The following is a 14,613-nucleotide window of genomic DNA, read 5'->3' on the forward strand; positions in this document are numbered from 1 at the left end:
TGGAGGCAGACTTATGGCGACAACAAAAGCAAAATATAATATTAAAGCTGTGTCACAGTTATTAGGAATTCAGCCGGGTACGCTCCGTGCCTGGGAAAGAAGATATAAAATGATCCGCCCATCAAGAAATGAGGCTGGCCATCGTCTGTACACCGATGATCATGTCCGAATTTTAAAATGGCTGATGGAAAAAGTGAACAAAGGGTTCACCATATCGCAAGCCGTTTCCTTGTTAGAAAGTAACCAAGAAGCGGTATCGAGTTCAACTCATCAGTCTGAGCATAAATCAGAGTTGGATAAAATAGGGGATGAGCTGTTGAACAGCCTTCTCTCTTTTAATGAAAACGATGCACAGCGTCACCTGGATCATGCGTTTAGTTTATTTACGCCAGAAACGGTTGCCATCGATATTATCGGTCCTATTCTTGTGAAGGTCGGTGACTTGTGGGAAGAGAACCGGATTACGAGTGCCCATGAGCATTTCGCCAGCCAGTTCATCCGTTCAAGGGTAGGTATGATGCTTCTGTCTATTCCCGTGGATGGAATGCTGCCGAAAGCATTGCTTGTGTGTGGTCCTAATGAACGTCATGAATTAGGGTTGCTCATCTTTGCCCTGTTCTTGAAACGGAAAGGATATGATGTCATTTATCTCGGTCAAAGTATTGCAGGCGGAGATATTGATATTGTCATTGATGAGATTGAACCCACATACATGTTCATGTCGTGTACCCTTAAAAAGAATATCCCTATCACAGTAAGGCTTGCAGAATCATTACAAAAACAATATCCAGATTTGAAAATTGGTCTTGGTGGATATGCTTATGACCGCCTTTCTGAGCTTGACAAAAAACGTATCCAGCCATTTATCGTAGGAAACTCCAAAAAGGCGTGGGAACGTTGGTTGCAGGCGACTTAACGCGCTTAAATTTACATTTAAAAGAGCATGGACCTTTGATAATGGAACGGCCCCTTATTAAAAGAGGGACCGTTCCTTTTTAACTTTGAAGAGTGTTCGCACCTATGAGCCAAGTAATGTGATCGGGCAGTGTTAGGGTGGTTGAATCGATGAGCTGTCCATCGATGCTCAGAACCTTTTTTAGAGAATGATTTTTCTACATATGACTTTAAGTGGGCTTGGAAAATGTTTGCCCGCGCCCAAATCGTTAGATATAATTTGAAAAAAGGTGCCATAATCGCATCAGTCATCATAAGATATAGATAACACATCGTGACAGGGGGGGCGATCATGTGCGAGTGGAAAGAATGACGAACGAGAAATTTAAGATTTTCCTTACGTTTGATGATCTAATGGACCGAGGGTTGTCTCGTGAGGAGCTTTGGAGTGATTTACCTAGGGTGCATCGTATTTTCAGCGATATGATGTATGATGCAGGAATTGAACTAGGTGTCGAACTGTCAGGCGTCCTGTTGGTGCAGGTATATCTCCTGCAAGCACAGGGCATGTTAGTGGTCGTAACGAAAACAGAGCCCGCCGATATAGAAGACGATGAAGATTACATTGAAATGAAAGTCACTTTGGATGAAAGTAAAGAAATGATGTTCTCCTTTGACGACTTCGAACATGTCATCCGAGCAGGGCAACAACTGTATCAGCTTGATGTAACCGGAGGCAGTGTTTTCTTTTATCATGACTCCTATTATATGCTTCTTGAAGATGAAGAGATCTTTCATTTGGATCAAGATCAAGTGATCGCACTATTGTCTGAATTTGCTTCGGCTACAGCAGCGACTTCGCACCGCTTGATTGAATATGGAAAACAAATCATGGACAAAGATGCATGCCGAACCATCTATAAACATTTTTCATAAACTGCAAGAGCGACGCTTCGTAAGAGTCGTTCTTTTTTTATGACATAACGATGTAACTAGAACGTTATTCCACGATCTAACAAAATTGGTTTAGCCTTAATTTCTAGTTAACCGGGGTTCGTTTTCCGTAGTATGAGGCTAGGATGGTAGGAAAGCGAGTCATCCCCCCGACGATCCAGCTCACACAAACGTTTCGAAACAGTGTCTTACACAATCTGGAGCGAATGTTAGAGTTGAAGGCTTAGGGTTTTTAGAGGAATATAAAAAAGTTCAGTGCTTTATTTTTAAATAGAAGCTTGAAAGGGAACATGTTAAGATAAGAGTTGGTGTAAGTTAATTATTATTTAGTGGTCAATGAAATGGAGTGTAACAAATGAAGATTGCGGTTTTATATGGTGGTACGTCAGGGGAACGAGAAGTTTCTCTCTCAACTGGAAAGGGAATCATAAAAGCATTGGAGAACAAGGGACACGATATTACGCCGATCGACTTTTCTCCTGAGAAAATGGAAGAAGTCCTGAATTTAGACGTGGACCTCGTTTTCATCGGGTTGCATGGGCGGTTCGGGGAAGACGGAAGGATCCAAGGTCTTTTAGATATGCTCGGCATTCCTTATGTCGGCTCAGGCGTTTTAGCTTCAGCTCTGGCCATGGACAAAGCAAAGTCTAAACAAATATTCTCCTTGAATGGTTTACACACAGCGAAAAGTGAAGTGTTCGATGTTACAGATCCTCATGAATTCTCAGAAATCGAGGATGAAATCAAACGAACATTCACTCTCCCATTCGTCATAAAACCGAATCAGGAAGGTTCTACTCTAGGTTTAACCATCGTGAAGAATGAAGAGGATATACAGCAAGCGATTGAAACGGCTGCACATTCGGATTCTATGATTCTAGTCGAAGATTATGTAAAAGGAAGAGAAGTGACCGTACCTGTTATGGGTTACAAAGGGAAAGAACAGGCACTTCCTGTCATTGAGATCATTCCTAAGAATGATTATTATGATTTTGATTCAAAATATAAACCTGGAGGCAGTGAACATATCGTACCTGCTAAAGTGAATGACAAGTTGACTGCGCAATTGCAGCAAGATGCTGTGCTGGCCCATCAGCTGCTTGGGTGTGACGTTTATTCACGTGTCGACTTCATCATCAATGAAAAGGAAGAGCCGGTCATACTAGAAGTGAACACACTGCCGGGAATGACACCGACAAGCCTTTTCCCTGATTCTGCTCAGGCAATCGGCTTAAGCTATGACGACCTTATCCAAAAATTCGTAGAGCTATCGTAACTAAATAAAGCTGCACAGGTGTAAACGTTTACATTTTTTCTTTGAAAACGGTTAGAAAAAGCCGCATTCAGCTTTCCTAATTAGTAGTGAACGTGTATACTAATCACTGAAGAACGAGCCCTAATCGAATGGATTGATATAGGAGGTAAATGGATGGTAGCCGATAAGCCAACAGATTCTACAAACCAAAATAATGACAAACTCGATGTATTGAAATCCACTCAGACGGTGGTCAAAAAAGCACTTGATAAATTAGGTTATCCCAATGAAGTATATGAGTTGATGAAAGAACCTGTAAGAATGATGACGGTAAGAATTCCAGTTCGTATGGATAATGATCAGATCAAAATCTTCACAGGCTATCGTTCACAGCATAATGACGCGGTCGGTCCAACGAAAGGGGGCGTCCGTTTCCACCCGAACGTATCTGAAAAAGAAGTAAAAGCACTCTCGATTTGGATGAGTTTGAAAGCAGGGATTGTTGATCTTCCTTACGGTGGAGGTAAAGGCGGAATCGTGTGTGATCCTCGCGAAATGTCCTTCCGTGAACTTGAAGGAGTCAGCCGTGGATACGTGCGTGCGATCAGTCAAATTGTAGGACCTACAAAAGATATTCCTGCACCAGATGTATTTACAAATTCTCAAATCATGGCCTGGATGATGGATGAGTACAGTCGAATTGATGAATTTAATAATCCTGGATTTATTACAGGTAAGCCTCTGGTTCTTGGCGGTTCACATGGGCGTGAAACGGCAACGGCCAAAGGTGTGACCATATGTATTGAAGAAGCTGCAAAGAAAAAAGGGATCAACGTAGAAGGCGCCAGAGTCGTAGTCCAGGGCTTTGGTAATGCAGGAAGTTTCCTAGCGAAATTCATGCATGATCGCGGAGCGAAAGTGATTGGTATTTCAGACGCCTACGGTGGGCTTCACGATCCAGATGGACTCGATATTGACTACTTACTAGATCGCCGTGACAGTTTTGGTACAGTCACGAATTTATTCAAGAATACGATTACAAATGAGCAGCTATTGGAGCTTGATTGTGACATTCTTGTACCTGCAGCGATTGAGAATCAAATCACGGAAGATAATGCCCATAACATAAAAGCAAGCATTGTTGTTGAAGCAGCTAATGGACCGACGACATTGGATGCTACAAGAATCCTATCTGAACGAGGAATTCTACTTGTACCTGATGTTTTAGCTTCTTCAGGTGGAGTGACCGTATCCTACTTTGAATGGGTACAAAACAACCAAGGTTATTATTGGACGGAAGAAGAAGTGGATGAAAAGCTTCACAAAGTGATCGTCAAAGGCTTTGATAACGTTTACCGTACATCTGAGACGCGTCGTGTAGATATGCGCCTCGCAGCTTATATGGTCGGGGTTAGAAAAATGGCGGAAGCATCCAGGTTCCGTGGATGGATCTAACTTGATTCTAAGAATGCAATCTCCTATCATGGTTATGATAGGAGATTCATTTTTTATAAAAAACTCTTAATAAAGTCTTTCCTCTGTAAGATGATCACTCGTGGGGCAAAAACACGAGTATTAAATGAGAACGGATTATAGATGGAGTCATTGTCTTATGGAAACCATCCCAGATCTGAAGAGGTTTGAATTAAAGGATTGACCTGTATCGGAATGAAAGAGGAGTGTTGGTCGTGCAAGAAGAAAAAGTCATCATTATCGGTGGTGGACCATGCGGAATGAGTGCAGCCATCGAATTGCAAAAAGAAGGAATAGAACCACTGATTATAGAAAAAGGGAACATTGTCAACTCAATTTATCATTATCCTACGCATCAGACATTTTTCAGTTCGAGTGAAAAACTTGAAATTGGGAAGATCCCCTTCATAACAGAACGCCAAAAGCCGGTCCGTAATGAGGCATTGGCTTATTACAGAGCCGTTGCTGGACGAGAAGACCTTCGAGTGAACACGTACGAAAAAGTAACTCAAGTGGAACAGGATGAGCATGGTTTTGTCATCCATTCTGAAAGAAGAGACGGTGAAACGAAAAGTTATCGCGCAGACCAAATCGTCATCGCTACCGGATATTATGATCAACCGAATTATATGAATGTCAAGGGTGAAGAGCTGCCAAAAGTTATGCACTATTTCAAAGAGGGCCATCCGTATTATAAAAAGAACGTCGTCATTGTAGGTGGGAAAAATTCCGCAGCCGATGCTGCCCTGGAGTTAGAAAAATCAGGAGCTCACATTACTGTTCTTTACCGTGGTGAGGATTACTCGAAAAGTATCAAACCATGGATTCTTCCTCAATTTGAAGCATTGGTGAGAAAAGGCATCATCGATATGGAGTTTTGTGCACACGTTAAAGAAATCACGAAGGATGAAGTGGTCTATGAATGTCATGGCGAAGAAAAACGAATCGAAAATGATTTCGTATTTGCTATGACTGGTTACAGACCTGATCATGCGTTTCTTACAAAAATGGGAGTAGAAATGGATGAGGAAACGGGAAGGCCAACGTTTGATGAGGATACGATGGAGACAAATATTCAGGGGATTTATATTGCTGGTGTCATAGCAGCAGGTTATAACAACAATGAAATCTTCATTGAAAATGGTCGTCATCATGGAGGAAAAATAGCAAAAGCGATCACTACAAAATAAGGTCAAAAGAAGCCTGAAGTTTATCAACTTCAGGCTTTTTCATAGGGAGGTATTCTATTTTTGACCGAATTCTTCAGCTGAACATATGTTCCAGTTCGGTCATATTTGTGGTCATTTCAAGTGCGACCATCAGCTTGATGCGCGCTTTTGGTCCAGTAAGTCCATTGGCAAAGATCATTCCCATTTCCTTCAGTTGTCGCCCGCCGCCTGGATAACCGTATGTATCCTGTACAATACCTTGATAACAACGGGAGACTAAGACAATGGGGATGCCATCCTCAAGCGTGCGCTTTAAAGCATCTACTGTTTCTGGTGGGAGGTTTCCTTGTCCTAAAGCCTCGATAACAAGACCATCTACATGGCTTTCTCGAACGGCATCGATCAAGGTCCCATCCATGCCTGCGTAAGCTTTAATGAGGGCCACTTGCTTCCCTATGTCTTGAATGGGGTAGGAATCACGGCGCGTCATTTTGTGATGGAAGAACACGTCCGATTTTGTAGTAATTCCAATGGGACCGTATTGAGGGCTTTGAAACGTCGCTACATTACTCGTACTGGTTTTGGTCACGTTCTTAGCGGTATGAATCTCATCGTTCATGACAACAAGTACACCTTTGTCTTGAGCCTCATCACAATTGGCTACCCTGATTGCGCTTAATAAGTTATACAGACCATCGGATCCAATTTCATTACTTGACCGCATGGCGCCGGTGACGACTACTGGTTTTCTCGTTTGCAAAAATAAATCCAGAAAATAAGCGGTTTCTTCTAAAGTGTCTGTACCATGAGTGATAACAATGCCATCATAGTTTTTTCTGGACATTTTCTCATGAATGGATCGGCCTAGTTTCAACATGTGGTCTGGCCGGATATGTGGGGAAGGGAGATAAAACAAAATCTCATCTTCAATGACCGTGTTCCCTTTTAGCATGGTTGAGATCTCATCCAGTGGGTGCTTGGACGAAGTGTTCACTTCACCTGTTTCTTTGTTTTCCTTCATAGATATTGTGCCACCCGTGTGAATGACTAGTATTCGCTTCATATTTACACCATCTTCCATTCAAATGTTCCTTTTATCATATCTTCATGATACGATGAAACGTAGGTGAATGAAAGAGAGAGGGTTGAGAAACATGGCCATATTGACTGTCGCTATATCTCCTGCCGTGGCCATCATGACATTTATATACTTAAGTAAACGGATCGAATTAGAGCCCCTTCCTCTGATTATCCGTATGTTCATCATAGGCGTAATCATGGTTTTTCCTATCATGTTCATTCAATATGCTTTCGAAACTGAAAACGTATTTCATTCTTCATTTTTGAAATCTTTTTTCCTTGCAGGATTCCTTGAAGAATTCTTTAAATGGTTCTTTTTATTATTCGTGGCCTATCGTCACTCTGATTTTGATCATCATTATGATGGAATCATATACGGAGTGGCCGTCAGTTTAGGATTTGCAACGATTGAGAATATTATCTATATCTTCCAAAATGGAATTGAAATTGCCATATTACGTGCTGTTTTTCCAGTTTCATCCCACGCCCTTTTTGGTATTATCATGGGATTTTATATGGGGAAAGCAAAGTTCAGAACAAGCCGGTCGAACTGGTGCTTAGCCTTAGGGCTGGTGATTCCTGTAGGATTGCACGTAATTTATGATTATATTATTACTGTAAAAGAAATGACATGGATGTATTGGATTACACCTTTTATGATTATCTTATGGGTGAATGGTCTCCGTAAAATTAAAATAGCGAATCAGCATCATGAAAAATTATTAAAACCATGAAGAACAGCCACATAGCTGTTCTTTTTTTATTAACAAGTATTATTAAATACTATTTCTGACATACATGAGTCTTCCACGCTCGGGAGCTTATAGGAAAATCACGGATGATCATGTTTCCTTCATCGTTGCTGAGTCCAGAAATGAAAATATGCATAATCTTTTGGTTCTGTTAAAAACTACCCCTATAACAAAACTTTTGGGTCAGGGGTGGATATTGGATGGTATGGAAGAAGACGATGGTCGTTTTTTTGGGTTTAGCTTTGTTGCTTTTCCCTTTATCAGAGTTGACCTATGTCAAACCTGTCCTAGGTTTCTCAAATCAGGTCATTCAGCAAGGGGCCACGGGTGATGATGTCATTGAACTTCAATCCAGGCTGCAGTACTTAGGTTTTTACAATGGAGAAATTGATGGAGTTTTTGGATGGGGAACCTACTGGGCTGTCCGTAATTTCCAGTACGAATTTGGTCTGGAAATCGATGGACTTGTAGGGCAGGAAGTGAAAAATAAGCTCAACAAAGCAAGTAACTATGATGAGGGTTACGTGAAAGAACAGATTAGAAAAGGAAATGACTTCACACATTATGGAGGCACTCCTAAATCACAACAAACCGAACAAGGAAATCAACAGCAGCAAAACCAGCAAAATCAGCAACAACAAAACCAGCAGCAACAACAGCCGGAGGAACCTACAGCCGTCAATGTTCCAAGTGGCTATTCACAAAATGATATTCAATTGATGGCGAATGCTGTTTATGGTGAAGCACGCGGTGAGCCTTATGTAGGTCAAGTGGCGGTAGCAGCTGTTATCCTTAACAGAATTAAGAGTGCTTCATTCCCCAACAATGCTTCTGGAGTCATTTTTGAACCACGTGCTTTTACAGCCGTAGCTGATGGTCAAATTTGGCTTGAGCCTAATGATCAGGCGAAAGAAGCGGTTATGGATGCAATTAATGGTTGGGACCCTTCTGGTCAGGCTCTATACTATTTCAATCCGGTCACAGCTACCTCGGACTGGATCTGGTCCAGACCGCAAATCAAGCAAATCGGTAAACATATTTTCTGTAAATAGGAGGTGGGCGTATGGGTAAATGGATCGCCATCATAATACTAAGTATAACTACGGTCGGTGCAGGTATTTGGGGCTATAAAGAAAATCAGGATAAAAATGCTGTCTTGATCCAGGCTGAAAACAGTTATCAAAGGGCATTTCATGAACTGACTTACAATGTCGATCTTCTCCATGACAAGATCGGTTCAAGCTTAGCGATGAACTCTCGAGACCGGTTATCACCCCAACTCGCTGAAATATGGAAGATTTCTTCTGATGCAAGTTCAGATGTAGGCCAACTGCCTCTGACGCTTCTCCCTTTTAATAAAACGGAAGAATTCTTACACGACATCGGTGAGTTTACTTATCGGACAGCTGTTCGAGACCTGGAAAAGAAACCCCTCAGTGAAGAGGAGATTCAAATGCTGGAAGATCTTCACCAAAAGTCGGGTGAAATCGAAGGGGAACTTAGAAAAGTACAAAATGTTGTCATGAAGGATAATCTAAGGTGGATGGACGTTGAACTTGCGTTAGCTACGAATGATGAGGTCGGAGATAATACCATCGTCAATGGTTTTAAGACAGTAGAAAAATCCGTGGATGGATTTGAGGGATCCGTGACTCAAACCAGTCTTGGTACCTCCGGCCCGGAGAAAAGTTTCCGACACCTTAAAGGTGAAAAGATTGATAAAAAGCAGGCGACGAAAATCGCCAGTCAATGGCTAGAGAAAGTATCCACGGATAAGCTCACGGTCACTAAATCAGGGAAAGGCGCCGATGTACCCATGTACACCGCTTCTTTCCAAAACGGTGATAAGAATGGATACATCGACTTGACAGAAAAAGGTGGACATCCTTTGACCATTATGATTAGCCGTAAAGTGGGAGAGCCGAAAATTTCACTTTACGAAGCTTCTGAAAAGGCGAAAGAGTATGCCAAAGGTTTGGAAATATCAAATCTAGAGCTCGTGGAAAGCAATCAATACGATAATATGGGAGTGTTCCGTTTTCTTTACACTCAAAATGATGTTCGGTTCTTCCCTGATTCCGTTGTGGTAAAAGTAGCGCTTGATAATGGCGAAGTACTGGGAATGAGTGCGCGTGAGTATTATAATTTCCATAGTGAGCGAGAACTGAATGAACCTGAAATTTCACTGGAAGAAGCAAGAGGAAAAGTAAACCCGAATGTTGAGATCCAGGAGAATCACCTTTCTGTAATTGAAAATGATATCAACGAACAAGTCCTTTGCTATGAATTTCTTGCTACGATGGAAAATACGACCTATCGTATTTTCATAAATGCGACCAATGGACAAGAAGAAAAAGTAGAAACGTTGAAAAAAGCAGAGATGAAATTTAATCAAGAAGTCTAAAAAAGAACCCTCTGATGAGGGTTCTTTTTCTCTATCTTTAGACCTATTATCTTCCTTTTTTAAAAAAGACATGAGATAATAGAATCATGTTCATAGAGGAGGAGCATGATGGAGAATCTAAAGGTGGGTACCCCTCTGACACTAGAGTTAAAAAAGCCAGAGGTGGATGAAGTCGATCAATACAAGTGCAAATTGGTGGATTTTGAAGGTAGTAATATTTACATTGATTATCCTGTACATACCAAAACTGGCCGGACTGGCTTCTTTTTGAATGGGACACAATTCCAAGCAAGTTTCGTTGGTCAAGACCAATCCGTTTATTGGTTTAAAACCGAGGTGATGGCAAGGGAGAAAAGGAATATCCCTGTGATCGGATTATTTTTTCCAGGATTGGAAGAGTTAAATAGGGTCCAAAGACGCAAATATGTACGCGTCGAAGCCTCTGTTGATGCAGCGGTAGAAAGGAATTCTGGTTCTTTTCCTACCATAACGAATGATATCAGTGGTGGAGGCGTGATGTTGAAACAATCGCCTTTTGAAAAACTGACAGAAGAGGAAAAGATCGGCTTAACGCTTGTCCTGCCTATGAATACAGGAGAGACCCATTACGTATTTGCGAAGGGTCAGGTGATCCGCGTCATTCCGGCAAAAGATTCCCAACCGGAGAGGGTTTCTGTGGAATTTATAGACATTCATGAAAAGGATAGGCAAATGATCATAAAATATTGCTTTGAACGACAAATGCAGTCAAGAATGAGAACACGTAATTAGAATAGATTTTCATCATAGATTTGTGTTATTCTTGACTGTGATCATTAAGCAAAAATTTTAGAGGAAACGCGCTGTGCCAGTGCGTTTTCTCTTTGATAAGACAGATGGAGGATACGGATCGTATGAACACTATGACAATTGCCATTGACGGCCCAGCGGCAGCCGGAAAAAGTACTGTAGCAAAAAAAGTCGCAGAAAAACTCTCTTTTATTTATGTGGATACAGGTGCTATGTATCGAGCTCTGACATGGAAGGCTCTAAAACAAGGCATTTCGCTTGAAGATGAGGCTGGTCTTTCTCATCTACTGAGTCAATCAGATTTGAACCTTGTTCAAAGTGACGCTGGACAAAGGGTCATCCTCGACCAGCGCGATGTGTCAGAGGAGATCAGGACAGCGGAGGTAACCAATCAAGTTTCAATCGTGGCTAAACACAAACATGTACGCGAAGAAATGGTGCAGAGACAACAGGAACTCGTCAAGGACAAGGGTGTTGTTATGGATGGCCGCGACATTGGAACCCATGTGCTTCCAGACGCGGAAGTGAAGATCTTTATGATTGCTTCCGTGGAAGAAAGGGCAGAGAGACGCCATAAAGAAAACCTGGAGAAGGGTTACCCTTCCGATTTGAATCAATTGAAAGAAGAAATCCGAAAGCGTGATGAAATTGACTCCAATCGAGAAATTGCTCCCTTAGTAAAAGCAGAGGATGCAATCGAGATCGACACAACATCTATGAATATTGACGAAGTAGTTAGTCAAATTCTAAATATTGTAAAAGAGAATTGGGAGAAAGGTGAGCAGGGATGAATTTATACAAAATTGGGAAAGCCTTGTGCAGCATCATCTTATTTCCGATGTACAGAATAAACATTGTCGGAAAAAAGAACATTCCTGCAGAAGGTCCAGTCATTATATGCTCCAACCATATCTCTAATCTGGACCCGCCCGTTGTAGGTATAACGAGCAGTCGGAATATTTACTTCCTTGCGAAAGAAGAGTTGTTTAAAAACCCAGTCATCGGGGGTATATTGAAAAAAGTCCATGCTTTTCCGATCAAGCGTGGCATGAGGGATAGGAATGCCTTAAGAAAAGGGCTGGATATATTGAAGGATGGCCATGCTTTGGGACTATTCCCTGAAGGGACGAGGCAGAAAAACGGCGAAATCGGCAAAGGCCTTGCCGGCGCTGGTTTCTTTGCGTTGAGATCCGAAGCTTCCATTGTTCCTTGTGCGATCATCGGGCCATATCAAAAGTTCAAGAAACTGAAAGTGGTGTATGGTGAACCGATTGATATGACAGAATATCGTGAGCAGAAGGCTTCTGCCCAGGTTGTTACAGATCGGATCATGGAAGAAATCAGACAATTGCATAAAATTCACCAATGATGAGGCGTAATCACTTGACAAAATGCTCTAAATATTAGAAGTTAGACAAAAGGGCATTTCTGTATTATTAGGTTGTGTCGGAATTTGAAGGAGGTAGCTTGGTATGGATGAAATGAATCAAGAAGTATCTGGAATGAAAGAATTCTCTGCAGGGGACATCGTGACTGGTAAAGTCGTGAAGATTGAAGAAAAACAGGTCCTCGTAGATGTTGGATATAAAGTCGAAGGTATTGTACCTATCAGTGAATTATCCAGCCTTCATGTAGAAAAAGCTTCGGATGCAGTGAGCGAAGGAGACGAGCTTACTCTGCAAGTCAAGAAAGTGGAAGATGATGAAATCGTACTTTCTAAGCGTGCCGTTGATGCTGATCAGGCATGGGAAGATTTGGAAGCTAAGTTCGAAAGCGGAGAAATCTTTGAAGCTGAAGTTAAAGATGTTGTCAAAGGTGGGCTTGTCGTAGACATCGGCCTGCGTGGATTCATTCCAGCTTCTTTGGTAGAAACGTATTACGTTGAAGATTTTGAAGACTACAAAGGAAAAACACTTTCCCTTAAAGTCGTGGAATTGGATCGTGAGCAAAATCGTGTAATCCTTTCCCACCGTGCCGTCGTTGAACAAGAAGAATCAGCGAAAAAGCATGAAGTGCTACAATCCCTGGAAGAAGGACAAGTTATCGAAGGTACTGTACAACGTTTGACAGACTTTGGTGCTTTTGTAAACCTTGGAGGTATTGACGGACTTGTACATATCTCCCAGCTATCCCATCAGCATGTGGAAAAAGCATCTGATGTTGTTGAAGAAGGCCAGGAAGTTAAAGTCAAAGTACTTTCCGTCGATCGTGACAATGAAAGAATTTCTCTTTCATTGAAAGCTACACAGCCAGGACCATGGCATGAGATCACTTCAAAAGTGAACCCTGGTGAAACTCTTGAAGGGACGGTTCGTCGTCTCGTAAGTTTCGGGGCTTTCGTTGAAGTGTTCCCGGGAGTGGAAGGTCTTGTCCACATTTCTCAAATTTCCAACCGCCACATCGGTACACCTGATGAAGTGTTAGAAGAAGGACAAACGGTTGAAGTGAAAGTTCTGGACGTTGACGAGGACGCTAAGCGCCTTTCATTAAGCATGAAAGAGTTGGAGCGTGACGAAACTCGAGCTGAAATTCAACAGTATGAAAAAGAAGATGACAATTCCGGTTTCTCTTTAAGTGATATGATCGGGGATAAACTAGACAAATATAAAAAATAAGCTCTAGAACAATGGAAAACTGGTCTTTGAACCAGAATCATTCGAAAGAGTTGAAAAGAAGTAGGGATGGATATGAGTAGATCTGAAAGGAAGATTGACCATATCCGCCATGCCATCAGTCACGAACGGGAGATTCATAATCATTTTGATGATATTGAGATTGTTCATCAAAGTCTTGCCCGTCTCAATTTTGAGGATATACAGATGAATATACAAGTAGGGGAACTTTATTTAAGTTCCCCTCTTTTTGTTAATGCGATGACTGGCGGTGGCGGAGATGAGACTATGGCCATTAACCGTAATTTGGCTATAGCTGCCAAAGAGACTGGCATTGGAATGGCTGTCGGTTCCCAAATGTCAGCCTTGAAAAATGCCGAAGAACGGAAAACATATGAAATTGTTCGAGAAATGAATCCAGAAGGAATCATCTTTGCCAATGTTGGAAGTGAAGCTACTTTAGAACAGGCAAGAGAAGCGGTGCGTATGCTCCATGCTGATGCGCTTCAAATCCATATCAACACCCTTCAGGAAATGATTATGCCTGAAGGGGATCGTGACTTTTCCCAACGGATGCATAGAATTCAAGACATGATTGATCACATTGATGTTCCAGTTATTGTAAAAGAAGTGGGCTATGGGATGTCTAAAGAAACCGCTGATACTCTTTATCAAATGGGATTTCGTCACCTTGATGTAGGAGGAAGAGGCGGAACAAATTTCTCTAAAGTGGAAAACATGAGGCGTGAGCGTGCGTTCACTTCGTTTAACAATTGGGGTATCCCCACTCCGGTTTCTGTGCTTGAAGCTTCTATTTATAATGATTTGCATGTTTTTGCATCAGGAGGTGTTCGCAACGGCCTTGATGGAGCAAAAGCCATGGTGCTTGGTGCGAAGGGTTTCGGTATGGCCGGATCACTACTAAAGGTACTAGTCAATGAGGGTAGAGAAGCGTTGGTCGAAGAAATCCATCATGTTCTACATGAATTCAAGATAGCTATGATGCTTCAAAACGCTCTCCAACCTAAAGAATTAAATGGAAAAGCACACGTTATGTTGGGTTATACGAAACAATGGTATGACCAAAGGATGATTTAAGCCTATGACCAGCTGGTCATAGGCTTTTTTATGTAGAACCCCTATTATGCTCACCAAACACTTCTCCGGGGATCCTTGGGACGTGCTCTATTCTCTCTATCGGTAGGCTACCCATCCCAGAATCCCACCCACA

14 protein-coding genes are annotated in these 14,613 nt (G+C 41.9%); 13 read left to right on the forward strand and 1 reads right to left on the reverse strand.

Going from position 1 to position 14,613, the window contains the following annotated elements; all coding sequences use genetic code 11:
* Nucleotides 1-13: 13 nt before the first annotated feature.
* The 5 genes from HFA01_RS10505 to HFA01_RS10525 all read left to right on the forward strand — a co-directional run bounded on the left by HFA01_RS10505 (nucleotide 14) and on the right by HFA01_RS10525 (nucleotide 5,766).
* Nucleotides 14-916 (forward strand): MerR family transcriptional regulator, encoded by a 903-nt coding sequence (locus HFA01_RS10505; RefSeq protein WP_146815994.1) that lies wholly within the window; start codon nucleotides 14-16, stop codon nucleotides 914-916.
* A gap of 332 nt (nucleotides 917-1,248) precedes the next feature.
* On the forward strand, nucleotides 1,249-1,830 hold the full coding sequence (locus HFA01_RS10510) for a genetic competence negative regulator (RefSeq protein WP_146815996.1): 582 nt from the start codon (nucleotides 1,249-1,251) through the stop codon (nucleotides 1,828-1,830).
* Nucleotides 1,831-2,203: 373 nt separating this feature from the next.
* On the forward strand, nucleotides 2,204-3,124 hold the full coding sequence (locus tag HFA01_RS10515; protein ID WP_146815998.1) for a D-alanine--D-alanine ligase: 921 nt from the start codon (nucleotides 2,204-2,206) through the stop codon (nucleotides 3,122-3,124).
* A 153-nt stretch (nucleotides 3,125-3,277) separates the two neighbouring features.
* Nucleotides 3,278-4,558, forward strand: a complete 1,281-nt coding sequence (locus HFA01_RS10520; RefSeq protein WP_146816000.1) for a Glu/Leu/Phe/Val family dehydrogenase — start codon at nucleotides 3,278-3,280, stop codon at nucleotides 4,556-4,558.
* 233 nt (nucleotides 4,559-4,791) lie between these two features.
* Complete coding sequence (locus HFA01_RS10525; RefSeq protein WP_146816002.1) at nucleotides 4,792-5,766, forward strand: YpdA family putative bacillithiol disulfide reductase; 975 nt, start codon at nucleotides 4,792-4,794, stop codon at nucleotides 5,764-5,766.
* Nucleotides 5,767-5,839: 73 nt separating this feature from the next.
* Here the strand turns inward: HFA01_RS10525 and HFA01_RS10530 are convergent, their stop codons facing one another.
* The gene (locus HFA01_RS10530) at nucleotides 5,840-6,808 is read right to left on the reverse strand and encodes an asparaginase (RefSeq protein WP_146816004.1); all 969 of its coding nucleotides are present in this window, start codon (nucleotides 6,806-6,808) and stop codon (nucleotides 5,840-5,842) included.
* A 91-nt stretch (nucleotides 6,809-6,899) separates the two neighbouring features.
* Between HFA01_RS10530 and prsW the strand changes: the two genes are divergently transcribed.
* The 8 genes from prsW to fni all read left to right on the forward strand — a co-directional run bounded on the left by prsW (nucleotide 6,900) and on the right by fni (nucleotide 14,480).
* A complete protein-coding gene (prsW, locus tag HFA01_RS10535) occupies nucleotides 6,900-7,559 on the forward strand; it encodes a glutamic-type intramembrane protease PrsW (protein ID WP_146816006.1) in 660 nt (219 codons plus the stop codon).
* A gap of 218 nt (nucleotides 7,560-7,777) precedes the next feature.
* Nucleotides 7,778-8,629: a spore cortex-lytic enzyme gene (gene sleB, locus HFA01_RS10540; RefSeq protein WP_146816009.1), complete on the forward strand. Its 852-nt coding sequence runs from the start codon at nucleotides 7,778-7,780 to the stop codon at nucleotides 8,627-8,629.
* 11 nt (nucleotides 8,630-8,640) lie between these two features.
* Nucleotides 8,641-9,981, forward strand: a complete 1,341-nt coding sequence (gene ypeB, locus HFA01_RS10545; RefSeq protein WP_146816011.1) for a germination protein YpeB — start codon at nucleotides 8,641-8,643, stop codon at nucleotides 9,979-9,981.
* A gap of 108 nt (nucleotides 9,982-10,089) precedes the next feature.
* Entirely contained in the window at nucleotides 10,090-10,752 is a 663-nt protein-coding gene (locus HFA01_RS10550) for a flagellar brake protein (protein ID WP_167506222.1), read from the forward strand.
* 122 nt (nucleotides 10,753-10,874) lie between these two features.
* Entirely contained in the window at nucleotides 10,875-11,561 is a 687-nt protein-coding gene (cmk, locus tag HFA01_RS10555; protein WP_146816015.1) for a (d)CMP kinase, read from the forward strand.
* The gene (locus HFA01_RS10560; RefSeq protein WP_146816017.1) at nucleotides 11,558-12,139 is read left to right on the forward strand and encodes a lysophospholipid acyltransferase family protein; all 582 of its coding nucleotides are present in this window, start codon (nucleotides 11,558-11,560) and stop codon (nucleotides 12,137-12,139) included. The genes cmk and HFA01_RS10560 overlap by 4 nt, the downstream gene beginning before the upstream one ends.
* Nucleotides 12,140-12,242: 103 nt before the next feature.
* On the forward strand, nucleotides 12,243-13,385 hold the full coding sequence (rpsA, locus tag HFA01_RS10565; protein WP_146816019.1) for a 30S ribosomal protein S1: 1,143 nt from the start codon (nucleotides 12,243-12,245) through the stop codon (nucleotides 13,383-13,385).
* Nucleotides 13,386-13,457: 72 nt separating this feature from the next.
* Complete coding sequence (gene fni / locus HFA01_RS10570; protein ID WP_146816021.1) at nucleotides 13,458-14,480, forward strand: type 2 isopentenyl-diphosphate Delta-isomerase; 1,023 nt, start codon at nucleotides 13,458-13,460, stop codon at nucleotides 14,478-14,480.
* The last annotated feature ends 133 nt before the right edge of the window (nucleotides 14,481-14,613 follow it).

It is taken from the genome of Halobacillus faecis (genome assembly GCF_007991335.1).
Taxonomy (GTDB): domain Bacteria; phylum Bacillota; class Bacilli; order Bacillales; family Halobacillaceae; genus Halobacillus; species Halobacillus faecis.